The organism is Dyadobacter sp. 22481 (assembly GCF_052044875.1).
Lineage (GTDB): Bacteria > Bacteroidota > Bacteroidia > Cytophagales > Spirosomataceae > Dyadobacter > Dyadobacter endophyticus.
In genome coordinates this window covers 1,848,305-1,868,832 of the sequence record NZ_JBQENV010000002.1, presented here as the reverse complement: position 1 = coordinate 1,868,832, position 20,528 = coordinate 1,848,305, and the positions used below count along the sequence as shown (strand labels likewise).

General features: G+C 50.1%; 15 protein-coding genes and 1 tRNA gene. 7 read left to right on the top strand and 9 right to left on the bottom strand.

The genetic code is table 11. The features are described 5' to 3' along the window. The first annotated feature begins 186 nt into the window (after positions 1–186). The 5 genes from ACTJJJ_RS17930 to ACTJJJ_RS17910 are packed head-to-tail and all read left to right on the top strand — an operon-like array spanning position 187 to position 5,489. A complete protein-coding gene (locus ACTJJJ_RS17930; protein ID WP_188932743.1) occupies positions 187–1,608 on the top strand; it encodes an MBL fold metallo-hydrolase RNA specificity domain-containing protein in 1,422 nt (473 codons plus the stop codon). Positions 1,609–1,649: 41 nt separating this feature from the next. After that, the gene (locus tag ACTJJJ_RS17925) at positions 1,650–2,606 is read left to right on the top strand and encodes an acetyl-CoA carboxylase carboxyltransferase subunit alpha (protein ID WP_188932744.1); all 957 of its coding nucleotides are present in this window, start codon (positions 1,650–1,652) and stop codon (positions 2,604–2,606) included. Between the two features lie 8 nt (positions 2,607–2,614). Continuing rightward, positions 2,615–3,250, top strand: a complete 636-nt coding sequence (locus ACTJJJ_RS17920) for an HAD family hydrolase (protein ID WP_426293561.1) — start codon at positions 2,615–2,617, stop codon at positions 3,248–3,250. After that, positions 3,240–4,439, top strand: coding sequence for a site-2 protease family protein (locus ACTJJJ_RS17915; protein ID WP_188932746.1), 1,200 nt, complete (start codon positions 3,240–3,242; stop codon positions 4,437–4,439). The genes ACTJJJ_RS17920 and ACTJJJ_RS17915 overlap by 11 nt, the downstream gene beginning before the upstream one ends. A 36-nt stretch (positions 4,440–4,475) precedes the next feature. Next, positions 4,476–5,489, top strand: a complete 1,014-nt coding sequence (locus tag ACTJJJ_RS17910) for a phosphotriesterase family protein (RefSeq protein ID WP_440702568.1) — start codon at positions 4,476–4,478, stop codon at positions 5,487–5,489. A 4-nt stretch (positions 5,490–5,493) separates the two neighbouring features. On the opposite strand, the gene ACTJJJ_RS17905 is transcribed toward ACTJJJ_RS17910, so the two are convergent. The 8 genes from ACTJJJ_RS17905 to ACTJJJ_RS17870 all read right to left on the bottom strand — a co-directional run bounded on the left by ACTJJJ_RS17905 (position 5,494) and on the right by ACTJJJ_RS17870 (position 15,687). Continuing rightward, positions 5,494–6,780, bottom strand: coding sequence for a sensor histidine kinase (locus ACTJJJ_RS17905; RefSeq protein WP_440702567.1), 1,287 nt, complete (start codon positions 6,778–6,780; stop codon positions 5,494–5,496). After that, entirely contained in the window at positions 6,777–8,150 is a 1,374-nt protein-coding gene (locus ACTJJJ_RS17900) for a sigma-54-dependent transcriptional regulator (protein ID WP_440702566.1), read from the bottom strand. The genes ACTJJJ_RS17905 and ACTJJJ_RS17900 overlap by 4 nt, the downstream gene beginning before the upstream one ends. 30 nt (positions 8,151–8,180) lie before the next feature. Beyond that, positions 8,181–9,347 carry an ABC transporter permease gene (locus ACTJJJ_RS17895; protein ID WP_440702565.1) on the bottom strand — a complete coding sequence of 389 codons (1,167 nt, stop codon included), beginning with the start codon at positions 9,345–9,347 and terminating at the stop codon, positions 8,181–8,183. A 33-nt stretch (positions 9,348–9,380) separates the two neighbouring features. Continuing rightward, positions 9,381–10,625, bottom strand: coding sequence for an ABC transporter permease (locus ACTJJJ_RS17890; RefSeq protein WP_440702564.1), 1,245 nt, complete (start codon positions 10,623–10,625; stop codon positions 9,381–9,383). A 78-nt stretch (positions 10,626–10,703) separates the two neighbouring features. After that, entirely contained in the window at positions 10,704–11,366 is a 663-nt protein-coding gene (locus ACTJJJ_RS17885; protein WP_188932753.1) for an ABC transporter ATP-binding protein, read from the bottom strand. Positions 11,367–11,521: 155 nt separating this feature from the next. Further along, the gene (locus ACTJJJ_RS17880) at positions 11,522–12,970 is read right to left on the bottom strand and encodes a TolC family protein (RefSeq protein WP_440702563.1); all 1,449 of its coding nucleotides are present in this window, start codon (positions 12,968–12,970) and stop codon (positions 11,522–11,524) included. After that, positions 12,967–14,211 (bottom strand): efflux RND transporter periplasmic adaptor subunit, encoded by a 1,245-nt coding sequence (locus tag ACTJJJ_RS17875; RefSeq protein WP_440702562.1) that lies wholly within the window; start codon positions 14,209–14,211, stop codon positions 12,967–12,969. The genes ACTJJJ_RS17880 and ACTJJJ_RS17875 overlap by 4 nt, the downstream gene beginning before the upstream one ends. Before the next feature lie 189 nt (positions 14,212–14,400). Further along, entirely contained in the window at positions 14,401–15,687 is a 1,287-nt protein-coding gene (locus ACTJJJ_RS17870; protein ID WP_440702561.1) for an asparagine synthetase B, read from the bottom strand. A 157-nt stretch (positions 15,688–15,844) separates the two neighbouring features. Between ACTJJJ_RS17870 and ACTJJJ_RS17865 the strand changes: the two genes are divergently transcribed. Next, the gene (locus ACTJJJ_RS17865) at positions 15,845–17,089 is read left to right on the top strand and encodes an ABC transporter permease (protein ID WP_188932759.1); all 1,245 of its coding nucleotides are present in this window, start codon (positions 15,845–15,847) and stop codon (positions 17,087–17,089) included. A 114-nt stretch (positions 17,090–17,203) separates the two neighbouring features. Next, a tRNA-Leu gene (locus ACTJJJ_RS17860) sits at positions 17,204–17,287 on the top strand. A 536-nt stretch (positions 17,288–17,823) separates the two neighbouring features. Here the strand turns inward: ACTJJJ_RS17860 and ACTJJJ_RS17855 are convergent. Then, a complete protein-coding gene (locus tag ACTJJJ_RS17855) occupies positions 17,824–20,517 on the bottom strand; it encodes an ABC transporter permease (RefSeq protein WP_440702560.1) in 2,694 nt (897 codons plus the stop codon). Positions 20,518–20,528: the final 11 nt, after the last annotated feature.

The window sequence follows — 20,528 nt, the reverse complement described above, 5'->3', positions numbered from 1 at the left end:
CCGGGCACAAAATTCATGCCGCTTTGCCTAAACTAGTAACTAATGTCCGCATCTCAGGCTGTTTTTTGGTACTTTTGTAAGATATTAGACAATTGATTAGTAGTTTACAAAGAAAAGATACAATAGTGATATTGATTTTTCCGCCAGACGAAAAATACAATATAGCTTTCACCCCATACTATTTATATGAAATTGACATTTTGGGGGGCTTCACAGCAGGTCACAGGTAGTATGTTCCTTTTAGAATCGGACGACTATCGCATCCTGATCGACTGTGGCTCCGATTTTGATCTGGATGAGATCGGCAAGAAAACAAGATACGAACAGCAGAAAAGCGTTTTCCCGTTTGAACCCAGCCTGATCAACACCGTACTGCTCACACACGCGCACATCGACCACTCTGGTAACATTCCCAACCTGTACAAGGAGGGTTTCGAAGGACGGGTGGTTTGTACCGAGCCTACCATGGCGCTGACCTCGCTTTTGCTGAAAGACGCGGCCAATCTGCACCAGAAGCGACTTAATTCGCGGGTAAACTCCAAGAAACGAAGCGGTAAGAAAAAGCGCGAAGTGCCCATGGATTATTATGTTGAAAAACATGTGATCGAGGCATTGGACAACTTTGTGCCCGTGGCATTCGGACAGCGTTACCGTATTGCCGACAATGTGACGGTCATTTATTATGCCGCCGGCCACTTGCTTGGTGCTGCACATATTGTACTGGAAGTGTACGAAGATGGCGAGAAAAAGCGGCTCTGCTTCTCGGGTGACATTGGCCGGAAGAACTATCCGCTGCTGACCGACCCCCAGGAAATCCCTCAGGTGGATTACCTGATTTGTGAATCTACTTATGGAAACCGCCTGCACGAAGACCAGCGCGGGACTGTGGAAACGCTGGCCGACGTCATCAAACGTACCTGCATCGATATTCCGGGCAGGCTCATTATCCCATCGTTCAGCGTTGGACGCACACAGGCATTGCTTTATACGCTCAATAAGCTTTACCTCGATCGCTCATTCCCTTATATTAAAGTATTCTCCGACAGCCCTTTGGCACATAGCAGCACCAAGGTTTACCAGAAACATTCCCGGATGCTCAACAAGGAGGCGCGCGACTTTAAGGAAGAAAATGACATGCTTTTCGACTTCGAAAACCTGATCTACCTCGAAAGCTCCGAAGCCAGCCGCGCCGTTTCGAACTATAACGAGCCTTGCATTATCATTTCCTCGTCGGGCATGGTACAAGGCGGACGCGTGGAGGCGCACGTGGAGGCTAACATCGGCAATCCTTATGCGACGATCCTGATGATCGGCTATGCCTCGGAAGGGACCCTCGGCTGGCGGCTTTTGAACGGCCAGGACACGATCTCTATTCGCGGAAAGCAGTATCCGGTCTTGGCTAATATTGAAAAAATTGACGTATTTAGCGGCCACGGAGACCAAAACGACTTAATTAATTTTGTAAAAATGCAGGATCCGGAAAAACTGAAACGCATTTTCCTCGTCCACGGAGAGCAGCAAAGTATGGCTGAATTCCAAAGTAAAATTCAAGAAATCGGCTATCATTCGGTGGAAACGCCGTTAAGGGGCACTACTTACGAACTCTGACTGCCCCCGATTCCCGCCCACTAATCACCAGAACCTGAATTATGAGAACATACCTGGATTTTGAAAAGCCTATGGCCGAGCTCGAACGCAAGCTCGAAGAAATGAAAGCGCTGGCGCAAGAAAACAATGTAGATTTTTCGGATGCCATTGCGTTGCTGGAAGGCAACATCACCAACCTTCGAAAAGAAATATTTGAAAACCTCACGCGCTGGCAGCGTGTGCAGCTTTCACGTCACCCCGACCGTCCCTACACGCTTGACTACATCGAACTGATCTGCGACGAATTTATCGAACTGCACGGCGACCGCCAGGTGCGCGACGATCCGGCTATTATCGGTGGCTTGGCCAATGTCGGCGGACAGTCGTTCATGCTGATCGGGCAACAAAAAGGCCGCAACACCAAGCAACGCCAGCACCGGAATTTCGGTATGCCTAACCCGGAAGGTTATCGCAAGGCATTACGCCTGATGAAACTGGCTGAAAAGTTCAACAAGCCTATCGTAACGCTGATCGACACACCGGGTGCATTCCCGGGCATGGAAGCAGAAGAGCGCGGACAAGGCGAGGCGATCGCGCGCAACCTGAAAGAAATGTTTATGCTGAAAGTGCCTGTGATCTGTATTGTGATCGGCGAAGGCGCTTCCGGCGGTGCATTGGGGATTGCTATCGGCGACCGCGTACTGATGCTTGAGAACACCTGGTATTCTGTAATTTCCCCCGAAAACTGCTCTGCGATCCTTTGGAGAAGCTGGGATTTCAAAGAGCAGGCTGCCGAAGCGATGAAGATCACGGCCAAGGATATGACCAACTACAAACTGGTAGACGGTATCATCGCCGAGCCGCTGGGTGGTGCCCACCTCGACCACAAGTGGATGGCCGACGAGCTGAAAAGAACAATTCTCGAAAATATTGCCGAACTGGCAGCAATCGGTGAGCAAGACCGGATCGATCAGCGTATCGATAAATTCTGTGCAATGGGTGTGGTAGTTGAAGCGTAACAATATCCATGAAAAACGACAAGATCAAGAATATCATTTTCGACCTCGGTGACGTCATTCTCAATATCGACGTGCCCATTGCCTCCAAGTCATTCGCCGATTTGAGCGGGCGGGAACAGAGCGAGATCATCACCATATTCAAAGAGAATGAACTTTTCCGCCAGTTTGAAACCGGATCGATGGACGAATCCACCTTCCGGAATTATGTGCGCGAAATTTTGAACTTTCCTGATCTATCGGACGAAGCCATCGACACCGCATGGAACAGTCTCCTGCTCGACCTCCCGCCCGAGCGCGTGGAGCTGCTCAGAAAGCTGGCTACCCAATACCGGCTGTTCCTGCTCAGTAACACGAGTTCGATCCACATTACCCAGGTCAACAAGATCCTGGAAGCATCGACAGGCGTCGAAAAGCTTGAAGATTTGTTCGAAACCGTCTTTCTTTCTTACGAAATGGGCTTGATGAAGCCCGATACCCGTATTTACCAGGACGTACTCGATCAAGCCGGGCTGAAAGCGGAGGAAACGCTTTTCCTCGACGACAACGCGGATAATATCCGCGGCGCGGCACAGCTCGGTATCGAAACCATCCACGTCCAAAAGCCGGTCACCATTCTGGAATACCTCAAAGACTATGCAGTCTAACACACGGACCCACATCATTCAGGCAGCATTATTTATCATCACCATCATCACCACGACGATGGCCGGTGCCGAATGGATGTTCGGGAACATTTTTGGTTTTGTTTACGACATTTTCTTTTTCCTCATCGGCAAGCAGGAAGGCAAGGAAGTACCTATTCCCACCAAGCCAATGGGCTGGACGGAGTTTGTGCAGGGCTTTCATTTTTCAATCCCTTTCTTGCTGATCCTGACGATCCACGAATTCGGGCATTATTTTGTGGCTAAGGCGCATAAAGTGAAGGTCACACTGCCATTCTACATTCCGCTCTGGTTTGGTATTTCGCAAAGCATTGGAACACTCGGCGCGTTTATCAGGATTAAAGAGGCTGTTAAATCGCGTGTGAAATTCTTCGACATCGGCATTGCGGGGCCGCTGGCGGGCTTTGTGGCGGCACTCGCTGTGCTTTGGTACGGCTTCACCCATTTGCCTCCGCCGGATTATATTTTCAAAATACATCCCGAGTATGAGCGCTTTGGGCTGAATTACCCGCAATTCGCCTACGAAAATCCAGCCGGTAACCTGATACTTGGCGACAATATCCTGTTCTGGTTTTTCAAAAACTACGTAGCCGATCCCGCCCGCCTGCCGCATGCCTACGAGATTATCCATTATCCATACCTTTTCGCAGGTTACCTCGCATTGTTTTTCACTTCGCTGAACCTGATCCCCATCGGCCAGCTGGATGGAGGGCACATTCTCTACGGTATGATCGGCAAGAAACGCTTTAACTTCGTTGCTCCGGTACTGTTCGGAATTTTCGCGTTTTACGCAGGATTGGGGATGTTCCGCACCGAATCCTTCGCTACCGGCAGTGATGCTGTGTTTTACGAGCGGCTGTTCTACCTTGCGATCTACGTTTATTTCCTCTATATCTGTTTCAAACGCGCATTCGATAACTCCTCGACGGCGCTGATGATCAGCCTGCTGATCGTAGTCGGCCAGTTCGCCGTGACCTACATTCGCCCGGATTGGGACGGCTCGGTCAATTTGCTACCGTTTGTACTCATCCTCGGCCGCTTCCTCGGCATCCGCCATCCTGATACGGAAGACAACACCCCGCTCGACTCCCGCCGGATGATTTTGGGGGTAATCGCGTTTATTATTTTCGTGATTTCGTTTAGTCCTACGCCGTTTGTTATCATTGAGTAAAGGAGATAGGCCGTTGCCAGCCCTTTTAGGTTGACTATGGCCATCCACATCTCACGCCGGCATTTCCTGGCAACACTAGGAGCAGCCCCCATTATAACGGGCGCCACCCTCGCCGAGCCTCCCTACACGTATTCCGTCCAGGGCAAAATCGCCGTTTCCAAACTCGGTCCTGCATTAATCCACGAACATGTGTTAGTCGATTTCATCGGTGCAGACAAAATTTCACCAGATCGATGGAGGCACGATGAGGTAATACGGAAGGTCCTGCCCTATTTGCTGGAAATCAAACAGCGAGGCATTCAAACGCTCGTTGAATGCACGCCCGCATTCATTGGCAGGGATGTAATTTTGCTGAAAAAGCTTTCCGAGCTATCCGGGCTGAATATTCTGACCAATACCGGATATTACGGCGCTTCGGATAATAAGTATTTACCTAAATGGGCATTCACAGAAACAGCAGAACAACTCGCGGCACGCTGGGTCACGGAGTTTGAAAAAGGAATTGAAGGAACTGGCATTCGCCCCGGGTTTATCAAAACCGGCGTCAATAACGGCAAGTTGTCGGAGCTTCATCAAAAGCTGATCAGGGCGGCAGCGCTTACGCATCTGAAAACCGGGCTTACCATATGCTCGCATACGGGTCCCGCATTACCTGCGCGTGAGGAAATTGAGATATTAATGCAATCGGGCGTGCATCCGTCCGCGTTCGTGTGGGTACACGCGAGCGGGAGCGCAGAAGAGCTGGAAAATGTAGGCCAAAGTGGCTGTTGGATCAGCCTCGATGGCGTGAATACGGAGAATATCGGCAAACATGTGGAATGGATTTCTTTCCTAAAAAACAAGCGCAGGCTGGGCCAGGTGCTGATTTCACACGACGCCGGCTGGTACCGACCCGGAGAGCCTGATGGCGGAGCGTTTCGCGGCTTCACGACGATTTCCGACAAGCTGGTTCCCGCATTGAAAGAACACGGATTTACCGACAGCGATATTCACACATTAATGGTCACTAACCCGGCGAAAGCTCTTGCCATTCGCATTCGCAAGCGCTAATTGCCTATTTCTCGATACGGAACTCCGTCCAGCCGCCGGGACCCGTTTCCAATGCAAAATCAAAGCCGTGGTTACCGAGTATTTCACGGGTTAACGTGAGACCGATGCCCTGACCGTCGCGTTTGGTGCTGAAAAAAGGGTTGAATAGCTTGGAACTCACCTCCTGATCGATCGGCTTACCGTTGTTTCGTATCACAACACGGGAAGAGGTTGCGGAGATATGCACTTCCTGCCCGCTTTCGCAAGCCTCCACCGCATTCTTGATCACGTTGATCAGTACCTGCTCCATTTGGCCTTTGTCGACCATCCAAAACACATTTTCCTGCGATTCGCTCATCACTTTTACATTGCGGACGGAAGCCGCATTCTGCATAAACACGGCCACATCGCGCACGAGCGCACCCATATCCGTGCGTTCGGGCATAGGCGACGGCAGGCGCACTACATCCGCGAAGTTGCGCATGAAGCGCGTGAGCTGCTGGTTTCGCTCCGACGCGATATGCAATGCGTCCTTGATGTCGCCGTAATCGGCATCGGGCAGCAGATGCGTCGTAGTCTGCAAAATCGAATCAGTGGCGCCCAGGGTGTTATTCACCTCATGGGCCATCATTCTGATCACCTTACCATAAGCATTCTTCTCCGATTCCAGAATCTCATTGGTTAACTCCTCAATCATCAAAAATGAACGCCGGAACCCACGGTCCATGAAATGCGAGCGCTGTGCCTTGAATGTAGTAATACCGTTGGTCTTGACCATCCTGGACTCTCCATCGAGAATCCCCGCCAGTTCGGTGAGCAGCGAAAGGTCGGTTTCTGTCAGCTTTTTACCGATCAATGCGTTGTTATCCTGCTCTAACTGGCTCTTCCCTTTGCTATTGAGCGACTCGATCCGGTCGTCGTAGTCGAGGATAATGATGGAAATGGGTGATGCTTCAATGAGTTTTTCCAAAAAGAAATGCTGCTCGTTGAGCTTGATACGTTCCTCTCGCAACTGATCGATCATCATATTGTAAACCTCGATCAGCACATCGACTTCCCCTTTGCCTGTCGGGACGAATTTGATCGAAAAGTCTTTGTCCTTAATGGCCTCGATTCCGGACTTCACAAATTGGATAGGTTGCATAAAATTGTTGTAAAGAACGACTGACGCACCCGCCGACAGCAGCAGAAAAACTTCTGACGCAATAAAAAGCGCCTTGTTTTCAAAAAGTAATTTGTAAACCAGCAGGATCAGCACCAGGTGCAGGATCGCGATGTAGGCAATGTATTTCGTCCTGGTAGATAACCTCATACCTCTTCCGAATCAAAGGATATGCCAAATTTCTCCAACCGCCTATACAATGCAAAACGGGTGATGCCCAGCGAGCGGGCAACCTTGCTTACCTTGTTCTGATGGTGTTGCATCGCCCTGACGATCATCTGATACTCCATTTCTTCCAATGTTATGCTGCCTACTTCCGGGACCTGCTTCTGCGCCGAGGCGGCATTACCTGCGTTGAGGTTGCGCTGGAAATCGTCGACGTCGAGTACGCTGTTTCCGGCCAGCAGTACCGTGCGTTCCACCAGGTTTTTGAGCTGACGGATATTACCTTGTAAGGGCAGTGTTCCAAGCCATTTCAAAGCTGCATTGCTGATTTTCAGCTCGGGCCGGTTGTAAATCGTTTTCAGGTTATTTGCAAAAAACGCCGACAATAATGGAATATCGTCCGGCCGCTCTCGCAACGCGGGAAGTTTGACGGTGATAAGGTTAATGCGGTAGTAAAGATCCTCCCTGAATGTACCCTGTCCCACCATTTCTTCCAGATTTCGATTGGTAGCACAGATAACCCGCACATCCACGGTGCGGCTTTTGCTGCTGCCCAACGGCTCGAATGTGCGCTCCTGCAACACGCGCAACAACTTCACCTGGCTAGCAAGATCCAGCTCCCCGATCTCATCCAGGAAAATCGTCCCCCTGTGGGCCATTTCAAAACGGCCCATGCGGTCGGTTTTGGCATCCGTGAATGCACCCCGTACGTGGCCGAACAGCTCGCTCTCAAACAATGTCGAAGAAATCCCGCCGAGGTTCACTTTTACAAATGGCCGCACTTTCCGTCGGCTATTCAAATGGATGGCTTCGGCGACCAGCTCCTTTCCCGTGCCGCTCTCGCCCGTAATGAGTACCGGTGCATCCGTAGGCGCAACCCGGCCTATTGTTTCAAGGATATCAAGCAGCTTCGGATCTTCTCCCACAATGTTTTCAAAATGATATTGCTGGTCTAATTTTCGCCGACTTCCCGCCTGCTGAGCTGGTTTGGCCAGGTTGAGGATCGTACGGATGGACTGGATCAGGTAATCGTTCTGCCAGGGTTTGGTCACGAAATCGGCGGCGCCTTCTTTCATACCCCGTACAGCCAGGTCGATCGTCCCCCATCCGGTAATCAAAATCACTGGAATCGTTGCATTATGCTTCTTAATGCGCTGCAACAGGTGCATTCCCTCCTTTCCTGATGTTTCGATCGAAAAATTAAGGTCGAGCAAAACAAGTTCGGGAGTTGCCGCTTTCAGTATTTCAAAAGTTTCCTCCGGTGAACCGGCCCCGCGCACCTCAAACCCTTCCTTCTTCAAAAGGAGCATCAGGGAAGTGCGGATAGCAAGGTCGTCGTCTACGATAAGGAGCATTGGCGGTGTTAATTTTGAATGACTGAATCATTACTCCTCATGCAATGCCACCGCCGGATGTATCTTCGCGGCTTGCTTGCTGGGGAACCAGGCGCATAGTGTTACAATGATATAAATTACTGCGACGGCGGCCAAGATCGCTATGATGTAAATTTCTTTATCGAGGTCAAAAACGTTCATGAGCGGGAACTGGACGGCAAACATGAGGCCAATAACGAGGCTGAAAGTAGCCAGTACCCATATTTCGCCCAGAAACTGGCCGGTAACTTTGGCTTCCGTGGCTCCCATGGCGCGGCGCAGCCCGATTTCGCCTTTGCGTTTCGAGATATTCAGGTTGAGCACACCGAAGAGGCCCAATGCAACATTTGTCAGCAAAAACCCGCTGACTATCAGAAATATCAGCACCGGCACGAGCGTCAAGTTCTCCCGATTTTTACGCGAATCTTTGAGGTAACCTACTTCCACACCCCAGCCGGGTAACATCATCGCGACGTCCTTCACGAGCCGCGCTTCGAAGTTCGCGTCCGTACCCGCTTTGGTTTTGATAAGGATATTCGAATTCCAGCGGTCGTTTTTTTCCAGGAGCTGAAAAAGCCCGGGTGTATCCGACATAAACTGCCCCTTAGCCTTGAACCTATCGACAACGCCTACCACCTTATAGAAAGTCTTATCGTCACGTTTGACGACCTTATTCAGCCCCGATTCATTTTGAAACAGCTTGTCTTCCATCGCCTGGTTAATCACGATCGGGACATATTTTCCTACCAGGTCGGCGTCGGTATACCACCGGCCTTTTTTTACCGGCAGGTCGAGTACTTTCGCAAGCTCGCTGTCGGTATAGTAAAAATCGGCCCCCACATCGACCTTATTGTAATTTACCGAATTGCCGATCTGGTTGGCCGAGAAGGGTGTATTGCTGCTCATACGGCTGGCCACCGTTACTTCGGAATACGACCGCACGCGTTGTAGGACACGTTGTAACTTTGGAGCCAGTTCGGTAGTATCCTGGTTGGAGGATAGTTCAAGGTTCCATACCTGTTCGTATTGGAAGCCGATGGGTTGCAGGTAGTTGCGCAGGTTGAAAACAATGAGCGTGAGCACGCCGAAAAGCACCATAAAGGCAGCCCATATCTCGATGATAAGCAGGGAATGCGTGCCTTTTTTATTCCATATCAATTTAAAAAGATGTCGTAGCATGGCTATTGCAGGGTTAAAATGAGAGATTCAACGTCACGCTTTCAGCGCTTCCGCTATTTTCAGTCGCGACATTCTAAAAGCCGGTAAAACGCCCGACAGTAACCCGAAAACAAGGCATACTAAAATGCTGATCAGAAACACCGGTAGATTGATCGTGAGATCCGCATATGCGATCCAGCCGCTGGAATTGATGAATTGGATGACCAGGAAAGTGAGTATCAGGGCAAATGCGCCTCCGATGAAGGTAATGAACACGTTTTCGATGATAAACTGCCACAAAAGCGCTTTCGAAGGCGCCCCGAATGCCTTCCTGACTCCGATCTCCGACGCGCGTTCGAGAATGCGGCTTACATTGACATTGACCAGGTTCACAGCCGGCAATCCCATGATCATCAGCAGCACCAGCCCCACGATCGCATAAAGTGTAATGCGGTCTTTGTCGCTGCGTGTGAACATAGTAACGAAATGATCGAAATAGGTGTCAGCCCTGACGATCAGGACGTTGAACTGATTATTATTGGAATAATCGGAGCGCGGAATGCGGGCAATGTAGCTATCGAATTCCGCCTGCACGGTCGGAAGATCGGACGGTTTTTTGGCCAGCACAATAGCCACGAACCGTCCGCGCATTCCCTTTCCTTCGTAATTGCTTTTAGGGGCGGTATAAGGGAAATAAACATCCGAATAGGTGTAAACCCGCGTCGGAGGACTGCCCTTCACGACCCCGATCACCCGGAAGTTAATATTCTCGATGTCAATCGTCTTTCCCACCACCGTTTCCGCATCATTTCCAAAATATTGGTCGCGCAAAGCATCCGTAATAACCGCCACGTGGTCGGCATTGCGGATATTCGTTTCATCATAGGGTTTGCCTTCGAGGAATTCAAAGTCGGTCACGGACCAGAAATCGACGTCGGTGTATTTGGTATTCAATTTGATCCGCTTTCCATTCGCGTAAGCGTTGGAGAAGCTAAAATTGCTCATTATCGCCACGCGTTCAACCGATTTGAGCGACTTTGCATACTTCATCAAAAAATCGAACGAAGCAGGCCCCGACGACATCGTCGTATTGGCCGAATCGGTCTGTATTACGGAGGCAATGTATAACGACCGTGCGCGTTTGTTCTCGGGATAATGCGGGCCGAAAAGGTGGTCGAGGAACGAGGTGACTACCATCAGCACCGTCAGCGTTAGCGTAATGCCGAAAAGCGTGATAAATGTATAGAAAGGATGCCGCAGCAGTACCTTCCAGGCGATTTTGATGTAGTTTGAGAGCATTGTTCAATGATTGAATGACCGAATGATTGAATGAGTGAATGACTGAGTGACCAGGTCGCCGGAGCGATCATTCATAATTTAACTCACCTGCGTCCCGTCAAACAGCCTGATGAGCCTGTCCGTTTTTTTCGCCATCGCTTCGTCGTGGGTCACCATGACGATCGTTGCGCCGTCGGTGTTCAGCTTTTGCAGGATGCCGAGAATTTCATTGCCCATGGCGCTGTCGAGGTTACCCGTAGGTTCGTCGGCGAGTATGATTTCGGGCTTGCCTACAATCGCCCGCGCGATAGCGACGCGCTGCTTCTGCCCGCCCGAGAGTTGTTTCGGAAAATGCTTCATCCGGTTGCTCAACCCCACCTTTTCCAATGCTTCCTGCGCCAACTCGCGGCGTTGCTTAGCCGACGTATTCCTGTAAAGCAGCGGAATTTCGACGTTATCTATCACCGATAGATCGTTTATCAGGTGAAAGCTCTGAAAAATGAAGCCCAGCTTGCGGTTGCGTAATTCGGCCAGATGCTTGTCGGTATATCGCTCCACCGGGGAGCCGTCGATCTCGATCTGTCCCTTCGAAGGCGCGTCGAGCAGGCCAATAATGTTCAGCAATGTACTCTTCCCGCACCCTGACGGTCCCATGATCGAAACAAACTCTCCTTTCCTGACATCGATATTGATGTTGTTCAAAGCCAGCGTCTCGATGGAACTGGTACGGTAAACTTTTTCTACGTTTTGTAATTTGATCATGGCGCGTTGCTTGTATGTTGGACGTTTTGTTTTTTTGACGGCCGATGGCCGACCACCGACTGGTTGTTTACGATGAGACTGAGTCTCTTGTTTTATATTTATATGCAATCAAAATCAATAACATTAATCGGCGGTCCGCGGTCGGCGGTCCGCGGTCAATAGCTAATCTTTCGCCCCCGCTCGAAATCATAAAGCGTCAGCAGCCGCAGGCTGTAATACGCCTGCCAGTAATCCCGCAATGCGAGGATATAATCGCGTCGGGCGATGTCTTTTTCCTGGGTGGCAATGCCGAGGTCGGTTACGCTGAGGTCGCTGAGAATGAAACGCTCCTTGGCGATCTGATAGCGGTCGGCGGCAATGCCGTCGGCCACCCGCGTGAGTTTTACCTGCTTTTGCAGCATTTGTAAAAGGGTTACCTGTGTGAATATTTCCTGTTCAAAAGTAAGCTTATCCTGTTCTACCGACTGCTGGGCAAACTCCCGGGCCGCGCGGGCTACCTCTGTCCGTGCCTTGTTGCGGCCCCATGTCATAATAGGTAATGTGAGTTGCAGCTCCACAAACTCGCGATCCTGCGGGCTCACGTACACATCGCGCGGGAGGTTTCCCTGGTTCGACAGCCCGAACGTGGCATTCAAAGTTGCATTCAAGCCGTTGTTTTTCCTCGCCTCCTGCACATCGCGTTCGGCTTCGAGCAGCCTGCGCCGGAATGCTACCGATGCCGATCGGTTCGCAAATGCTTCGTCGAGTGCCATTTGCGGATCGATCGCAAACTCTCCGGCTTCGGAAGGAATACCCAATTCCAGCTCACGCTCGTCACGCGAGCTCATGTACATTTTCAGTTTCAGCGATGCCACAGCGGCACTTTGCTGGGCCGACGCCAGGTCTTTTTGCGCAGTAAGCAGCCCCATTTGCAGTTGCAAAAGGTCGTTTTGAGAGATCTTACCCAATTCCAGCTTATGCCTTGCGATCTTGAACAAAGTATCGTTGTTACTCCGGTTCTTCTCCGCGATCTGCAAATTCACCTGTGCCACCAGCAGGTCAAAATAGAAGCCTGTCGCATCCAATGCAATCTGTTCGAGCGACTGGATGTATTGCTGGTTGCCTTCCTGGTATTTCAATGGTGATATTTTTCTGTCCCATTTCAGCGGATTGTACTGAAATAACGGCTGCTTGATGCCTATCTCAAAAGGGATGCCATTGTAACGCGTCACATCGCGCTGAAAATCATCAAAGCGCTGCATTTGCTGCTGCACATACACGGTACCGCCTGTCATGGCGATACTCTGGCTGAGCGACAGGTTAAGCGTCGAGTTGTTATTCGAAACCGGCTGGAACGAAACGGTACCGTCGGGCTGTACGACCTGGATGTACGAGCGCGTAAATCCAGGAACTGTGCCTAGCAGGCTCAATTGCGGCTTATAGTCGGCCAGGAACGAGCGGTACTGCCAGTAATTGGTCTTTTTCTGCGTCACGGCCTGTTTGGAGGCAATGGATTGTTCTTTCGATTGCTGCACCACTTCTTCGAGCGTCAGCTTGCGCATTTGCGCTGAAACAGTACCGGAAAGTATGACGAAAATCCAGATGAAAAGCTTTCTCATAGTCATTGAATGGTAAGCTCTTCGAGGTGTTCGTAATCATTCATGTTGATCAGGATAACCTTTTCACCCGGTTTCAACCCGCTTTTTATCTCGACATAATCAAAATTGGAAAGGCCGGTCTCTATCGCCCGCCTGCGCGCCGATCCGTTTTCGAGGACGTATACATACTGTTTCCGCTTACCCGTAAACGCAGGACCATTGGCGACTCGCAGTGTTTTGGCGCTTTTGCTCGTCACCACGTACACTTCCACCTTCATATTGGGCCTGAGCGATTCATTACGCGCATTATCGAGTTGGATCGTGAAGCCGATCACACCATCCTTCACAGCCGGCTTCACCTGCGTGATCACGCCGCGCAACTGGGCATCATTGATTTTGATAATAGCTTCAAGCCCGGCCTTTACCTGTTCGGCATACACGTCCGAGCAACTCCCTTCTACCCGAAAACTACCGAGATCGGCCACTTTCGCCAGCATTTCCCCCTCGTTCACCGATGAACCGATATTCTCATTGACCCACGTGAGCACACCCGGGCGATCGGCGATGATGTCGGCCATTTTGAGTTTATGCTGCAATTCCTGCAAATTCTTGCCCTCGATCTGTGCGCCCAGCTCGGTTTCGCGCAAGCTTGCGCTCATCGATTCGCGGTTGTATTTCAGGTCGTTTTCGAGTTGTCGCTTTTCAAGTTCCGCGATTTTCAATGCATTCTCCGCACGGGTAATGTCCTCGACTGTGCCCCCTCCGACCTTTTGCAGCCTTTTGGCGTCCTCAAAATCGGCTTTCAGCTTATTGATATTCAGCGATTTAATTTTGTCGCTAATTTCGGCATCATACAAGTCCTTATTGAGCTTCATCCGCAACTGATCGATGCTGTTCTTTTTCAGTTCGAGCTGGTCTTCATAACGTTCGGATTCGATCTCAGTCAGGGATTTATCGAGCTCTATAATGGCCTGCCCGGGCCGAACGCGGGTGCCGGGCGTGAGCAGAATGCGTTTGATACTCGCGCGGATAGGACTGGTAAAAATCTGCTCATAGGCCGGGATGATCTCCCCCGAAGCCGTGAGCGTGTTTTCAACATCGCCGGTTTCGACGGTCCCCGTTCTGACGCGTGCGCTTTCAAGCGTGCTGGAAAGCGATTTTTTGAAAAAATAAAACAGGGATGCCAGCACCAATACCACGGCGCCGATGATCAGCCATCGGCGGTTTCTGGTTTGCTTGACATATTCCGGTGCAATTTCCCGATCCATGTGGGTTTGATTGGAGGTTTTCAATGGAAGAAATTCATGGCTAATACACCACTATTTATCCGAAATCCGTGCCAATACTTAAAAGGCTATATATCAATCATTTACATTAAAATACAAAAACAAAAAACCGTGCGATAACGCACGGTCGGTGTGATTTCAAACGTATTTCTTCCGCTGTTAACTTTCCGGTCAGGTCTTCAATTTTTTCTTTTTCGCGGCTGGAAAAAGGATGTTGTTCAGGATCAAACGGTACCCTGCTGAATTCGGGTGGAGGTTCAAATCGGTGGGCTCCTCGCCTACCCGGTGCTGGTAATCCTCCGGATCATGCCCGCCGTAGAATGTAAAGAAGCCTTTGCCATGCGTACTGTGAATGTAGCGCGCCTCTTTGGCATTTTTGTTCTCTGCGAGGATGATTACCTCCGGTTTGATGAGGCGGTTTTTAAATGCAGTAGTTTGTCCCAGAAAACCTTTGATAATGGTCTGATGGTTCTGTGTCAGCATGCTGGGTACCGGGTCCCATTTGGCCGAAAACTGGAACAGCGAGAAAAAATCATTTGCTTCGATCATCCCCCGCTCGTCGGGCTGGTTATCGATATCCGAGAACTCGATTTCATAGGGATATGGAATCGTCTTGAAGTCCTGGAATGCAAATGAATTATTGTAGTTCAGCTTTCCGTTCGCAGAGGGATCGGCGGGTGTACCGTCGTACATTGCGTCCACAATATCGACGCCGTCGGCCGCGAGTGCGATATCGAATGTATCCGTAGCATTGCACATCGCGAACATGTACCCGCCCCCGGATACAAACTCGGAGATTCTTTTGGCAACCGCCAGCTTCATTTGCGGCACATTATTAAACTGGAATTTAGCAGCGGTTTCTTCCGCCTCCTTTTTCTGCTCGCGGTACCAGGGGTAATCTTTATACTGGAAGAATTTACCAAACTGACCGGTAAAGTCCTCGTGATGCAGGTGCAGCCAATCGTATTCCGGGAGCTTGTTATTCAATACCTCATCATCATAAACAACGTCATATGGAATCTCAGCATAGGTAAGCACGAGCGTCACGGCATCGTCCCACGGAAGTTTGGATTTGGGAGAATACACCGCAATCCGGGGTGCTTTTTGGAGCTTCACAGCGTCCATGTTCACGTCCGGCGCACTGATCTGGTTCAGAATCTGTCCGGCCTGGCCCTCCGAGATGACCTCGAAACTCACGCCGCGCACCGTCATTTCCGATGCAAACTGCTGATTGTACGCAACCATAAAACTGCCGCCCCGGTAATTGAGGAGCCAGTCCATTTCCATTTCATAATTTTTCAGTATCCAGTAAGATATGCCGTAAGCCTTCAAATGGTTTTTTTGCGACTCGTCCATCGGGATCAGCAGGCGGTTTGCCATAGCATTCAATGAGCCGATCAAAAAAATGACGAGCGGGATGTAGAGGCGTATCACTGGTTTGATTCTTTCGACTTTCATGCGCAGTTTTACATTCAGGTAAAGATTAAAGATAATAAAGAAACCGTCACGTTCCGAAATCTACCACAAAACCCGTACCGGTTTCCGACGTACGGTGCTCTTCGGACTCCATAACTAACGACCAAAACTTGTTTCTGGTGCACCAGCTCTAAATGCCATGATAATACGCGAAAATATCGAAGAAGGCCTGCGTTCGATCCAGAGTAACCTGCTCCGGACGGTGCTTACTGCTATGATCATCGCCATCGGCATTACTTCCCTGGTGGGAATACTCACGGCCATCGACGGCATTCAGGGGTCTGTCAACAGCAGCTTTGCCGACCTGGGCGCCAATACATTCACGGTCCGCAACCGCGACGACGACAACTTTCGCCGGGGAGGCCGCCGGAGTAAACAATACCCGGCCGTTACCTACCGCCAGGCGCAAACCTTCGCCGAGAAATTTAAAGCCTCTTATGCGGCCACCGCTTCACTTTCGGCGGACATTGCCGGCGCGGTACAAGTCAATTACCGAAGCGTTAAAACCAACCCGAACAGCAACGTCGTCGGCTCCGATGATCAGTACCTGGGCATTAACGGCTACAAGATCGACCTCGGCCGTAATCTTGACAAGAATGACCTCGAAAAATCGCTCAATGTTGCAGTATTGGGCCAAGAAATTGCGCGCAAACTTTTCCAGCAAAACGACCCGCTTAACAAGGAGATCACGTTCATGGGCAGCCGGTATAAGGTAATAGGTGTTTTGGGCAAAAAGGGCTCGCTTGGCGGCGACAGTAACTCCGACAGGCTCATCCTCATCCCGCTTGAAAGCGGGCGCGGCCTGGCGGCCAACCGCACGCTTACCTACAATATCACCGCCTCGGCACCCAACGCCACCGACGGCGATCTGATCGTCGAAGAAGCCCGCGGCATGATGCGCCGCATCCGCAACGACGAGCTTGGCAAGGAGGATTCGTTTACCATCGACCGTGCCGATGCGATGGTGAAGGATTTTGCGGAAGTCAGCGGTTATCTCCGCGTCGGCGGCTTTGTGATCGGCACCGTTACACTGCTCGGCGCTGCCATTGCATTGATGAACATCATGCTGGTATCAGTTACCGAACGGACGCGCGAAATAGGCATACGGAAATCACTTGGCGCCACCCCGCGCGTGATCCGCATGCAATTCCTGATCGAAGCCATCGTGGTATGCATCCTGGGCGGCATTGGCGGTTTGATCCTGGGAATCATTGTCGGCAATTCCATTACCGGCGTCATCAGCGAAAACAGCACTTTCGTGGTCCCATGGCTATGGATGGCAGTGGGTATTGCAATATGCGTGATGGTAGGCGTACTCTCGGGGATCTACCCGGCCATCAAAGCCTCGCGTCTCGACCCGATCGAAGCATTGCGTTATGAATAAGCCGGTTAGCACTTGCTCACTCATTTTCCATTAAAAATCTATCGAAATTTTGCATGCAACGCTTGCTTAATACCTTTTTCTGCCTACTTTTGCACTCCCAACAAGTAAGAGAATGCCCAGATGGCGGAATCGGTAGACGCGTTGGTCTCAAACACCAATGAGGTTACACTCGTGCCGGTTCGACTCCGGCTCTGGGTACGGAAGCCCTTCAACTTGCGTTGAAGGGCTTTTTTTGTTTTTAGATCTTTCGAAAAAGCCCTTTCCGGTGTTTTTTCAGCACATTACTGGTACGACTTCGGCTTAGCCAACAGAGCCGGACTTTTGAATGATACCGCCAAAAATCCAACACACAAAATACTCAGAAACAGCTGAATGACAATTACTTAATTAACAGAAATCCTTCACATTTGCCTACTGGAGATTCACTGTGATTAAATTTCACGTACCACCGAACTCTACTGCTAACGGGCCGATTTCAGTATGGGAGTGACAGTCAGGGCAGTTGTAATCAGTCGGCCGCTGCGAACGTCGACGAGTGCTTTGGCCTTGATAACGGTTAATTTGTCTTGGGCACTGAGATCCACAAGGACGGTCAAGCAAATCAAAATTGTGTAGATGCGAATTGTCATGAAAAAAGTTTAGTGTGATCCCTCCGAAAGGAAGTCACCTATCATACCCAGGGTAGAAACCGGCTCTGCTGCTTATAATGGCCCCTTTTTTTGGACTTTGTCGTGCTATTCACTACGTAAACTTTTGACAGGATTCATCATAGCAGCTTTAATGCTCTGAAAACTCACAGTCAGCAAGGCAATCCCAATCGCCAGCAACCCAGCCAGGGCGAAAATCCACCAGTCGATTGTGATCTTGTACGCAAAATCATTCAGCCATTGGGTCAAACTCCACCAGGCGATTGGGGAAGCCAGCACCAGGGCTATCAGAATGAGTTTGATAAAGTCCTTTGAGAGCAATGCCACCACACTGCTAACGGATGCGCCCAGCACCTTCCGGACACCAATCTCTTTTGTACGTTGTTCGGCGGTGTAGGTAGCCAATCCAAATAATCCTAAACAAGCGATGAAGATAGTCAGGCTTGAAAAAAGGGTTAATACCTTTTCTATTTTTTGCTCGCTGACATAGACCTGCTCAAACCGGTCATCTAAAAACGAATAGCTGAAAGGGGCTGCGGGAGAAAACGACTCCCACTTCTGCTTCAGCGAAGCGAGAAACTGCGGAAGCTTATTAGTACGGGTTTTGATCAGGATATTGCCTGAATTCCGCCCCAAAAACATGACTAGAGGCCCGATCTTCTGCTTCAGGGATTCAAAATGAAAGTCTTCCACAACACCAATTACCCGGTAATAGGTCTTTACACCATTGTCATCCGTGTGGCCGATCAGCTCTCTTCCAATCGGATTCTTTTGCCAGCCTAACGTCCGTACTGCCGTCTCATTGAGAATAACGGCGGAGGCATCGGTAGAAAAGCTCTTTGAAAAATTACGCCCCTGCACCACACGCATCCCTAGAGTAGGGATATACGCATCATCCACATAATAAAAACGGCTCATGACGCTTTGATCAGGATTTTCTTTGGACATGATAGGGGAAGTATCCATGGCTGAATTTCCAACGGGTACCTGGCCCGAAATACTACCCATGACGATCAGCGGAGACTGAATGATATTGTCGCGAAATACGGCTTCGTTGTTGCGAAGCATATGCGTATCGTGGATAACCAGCACCTGTTCGCGGTCATAGCCCAGTTTCTGGCTTCGCATATAACGCAATTGCCGATCCGCGGTAATGGTAGCAATGATCATTGCAATAGTGACAAAAAATTGGAACACCACTAAACCACTTCGGAGGTTAAGGCTTCCACGTCCGGCTGTAACACGCCCTTTTAATACCAAAACAGGCTTGAAGGAAGACAGGTAAAAAGCCGGGTAACTGCCTGCCAGCACCCCTACCAACACAGTACCCGCTACTAAACCGGCCGCTATAAGTGAATTGGCCAATAAGTTTAAGGTAAGAAACTTGCCTGTCAACTGATTAAAGAATGGCAGGGCCACGCCCACCAATAGCAATCCAACCATCAATGCCACAACCGCCAGCAAGACCGACTCAATTAGAAACTGCTGCTGCAATTGACCTTTTACCGAACCCAGCACTTTTCGTACCCCAACCTCTCGCGACCGCCCAACCGCAGTGGCCGTCGAAAGGTTCATGAAGTTCACACAGGCTATCAGCAACATAAATGCAGCAATAGCCGCAAGCACATATACATATCGAATATCTCCCCCCGGCATTAATTCGCCCCTGCTGGACAGGGGATACAAATGAATATCGGTGAGCGGCTGGAGAAAAACCCCGAAATCATCGCCCTTCTCACGAAACTGTTTCGGGGTGAGTTTCAGCCAACTCTGCAATTCACCTCCAATCTGGTTCTCAGCGAGTCGGGTAATTTTAGCCTCCAATTTTTTGTAATCGTATTTCTCGGGCAGAAGCAGGTAGGTATAGAAGTTTATGCTATATATCCATCCGGTATGCTGCTCGTCATAACCGGCTAACGAAGTCAGCATATTGAACCGAAAATGAGAGTTCACTGGTACATTTCTGACCACTCCGGTAATCCGATAGGGAGTTTTTTCACTACCAAATACCAATACTTTCCCGATCGGCTCTTGATCACCGAAGTATTTCCGGGCGGTTTCCTCGGTCAATACCAAGGTGTTTGGCTCGGTCAGCGCCCGCTTCGGGTCCCCTTTCAGAAACGGAATGGTGAATATTTCAAAAAAAGAGGAGTCGGTACTCAGCAGATACTCTTCTTTAAATGAGGTAGTTCCGTAGCTGACAAACTCACCTCCCTGATTCCGGATACGCGTTGCTTTTAATACTTCCGGAAATTCCTGCTGTAAGTCCCGGGCAGCACTAATGCCTAACATAGGTCCGCCAACGTCCTCACCGTTTAGCCGCACCTTGAGTCCGACCCGGAAAATCCGGTCCGCTTTCTCATTATAGCGATCAAACGACAATTCATCCTGCACATACAGCATGATCAGTATGCAGGTAGCCAATCCGATGGCTAAACCAATTACATTAATGCTGGTGAAGACTTTTTGTCTCCTCAGGTTGCGAAGGGCGATTTTGAAATAGTTTCGTATCATATCATGGCTATAAATAGAAGCGGATCGCCGCCTGGTTGAAGGATATTCCGTTTTTTTTCTCTTGATAAACGCCCGGCGCATGTAGGCCAGCGATTCCAGCCAGTACCTTCTCCTGGCTTTTGAGGCTCCCTGCAGCTGCACCCGCCGCGCATAGCGCTCCTGCAAATCACCCAGTATTTCTTCACGCTGGTGTGGAGCAACAAGCATTTTTATAACGCTTGTAAGATACCGGGGTGGCTGATCTGTCGTAGACTGTTCTGATTTCATGGCTATAGAGG

Bases quoted from the DNA above. Each gene is read 5' to 3' on its own strand.
- ACTJJJ_RS17900 (WP_440702566.1), bottom strand. From the start codon at position 8,150: ATGCTCCTTATCGTAGACGACGACCTTGCTATCCGCACTTCCCTGATG.
- ACTJJJ_RS17925 (WP_188932744.1), top strand. From the start codon at position 1,650: ATGAGAACATACCTGGATTTTGAAAAGCCTATGGCCGAGCTCGAACGC.
- ACTJJJ_RS17910 (WP_440702568.1), top strand. From the start codon at position 4,476: ATGGCCATCCACATCTCACGCCGGCATTTCCTGGCAACACTAGGAGCA.
- ACTJJJ_RS17870 (WP_440702561.1), bottom strand. From the start codon at position 15,687: ATGAAAGTCGAAAGAATCAAACCAGTGATACGCCTCTACATCCCGCTC.
- ACTJJJ_RS17890 (WP_440702564.1), bottom strand. From the start codon at position 10,625: ATGCTCTCAAACTACATCAAAATCGCCTGGAAGGTACTGCTGCGGCAT.
- ACTJJJ_RS17895 (WP_440702565.1), bottom strand. From the start codon at position 9,347: ATGCTACGACATCTTTTTAAATTGATATGGAATAAAAAAGGCACGCAT.
- ACTJJJ_RS17880 (WP_440702563.1), bottom strand. From the start codon at position 12,970: ATGACTATGAGAAAGCTTTTCATCTGGATTTTCGTCATACTTTCCGGT.
- ACTJJJ_RS17905 (WP_440702567.1), bottom strand. From the start codon at position 6,780: ATGAGGTTATCTACCAGGACGAAATACATTGCCTACATCGCGATCCTG.
- ACTJJJ_RS17865 (WP_188932759.1), top strand. From the start codon at position 15,845: ATGATAATACGCGAAAATATCGAAGAAGGCCTGCGTTCGATCCAGAGT.
- ACTJJJ_RS17915 (WP_188932746.1), top strand. From the start codon at position 3,240: ATGCAGTCTAACACACGGACCCACATCATTCAGGCAGCATTATTTATC.
- ACTJJJ_RS17930 (WP_188932743.1), top strand. From the start codon at position 187: ATGAAATTGACATTTTGGGGGGCTTCACAGCAGGTCACAGGTAGTATG.
- ACTJJJ_RS17885 (WP_188932753.1), bottom strand. From the start codon at position 11,366: ATGATCAAATTACAAAACGTAGAAAAAGTTTACCGTACCAGTTCCATC.
- ACTJJJ_RS17855 (WP_440702560.1), bottom strand. From the start codon at position 20,517: ATGAAATCAGAACAGTCTACGACAGATCAGCCACCCCGGTATCTTACA.
- ACTJJJ_RS17875 (WP_440702562.1), bottom strand. From the start codon at position 14,211: ATGGATCGGGAAATTGCACCGGAATATGTCAAGCAAACCAGAAACCGC.
- ACTJJJ_RS17920 (WP_426293561.1), top strand. From the start codon at position 2,615: ATGAAAAACGACAAGATCAAGAATATCATTTTCGACCTCGGTGACGTC.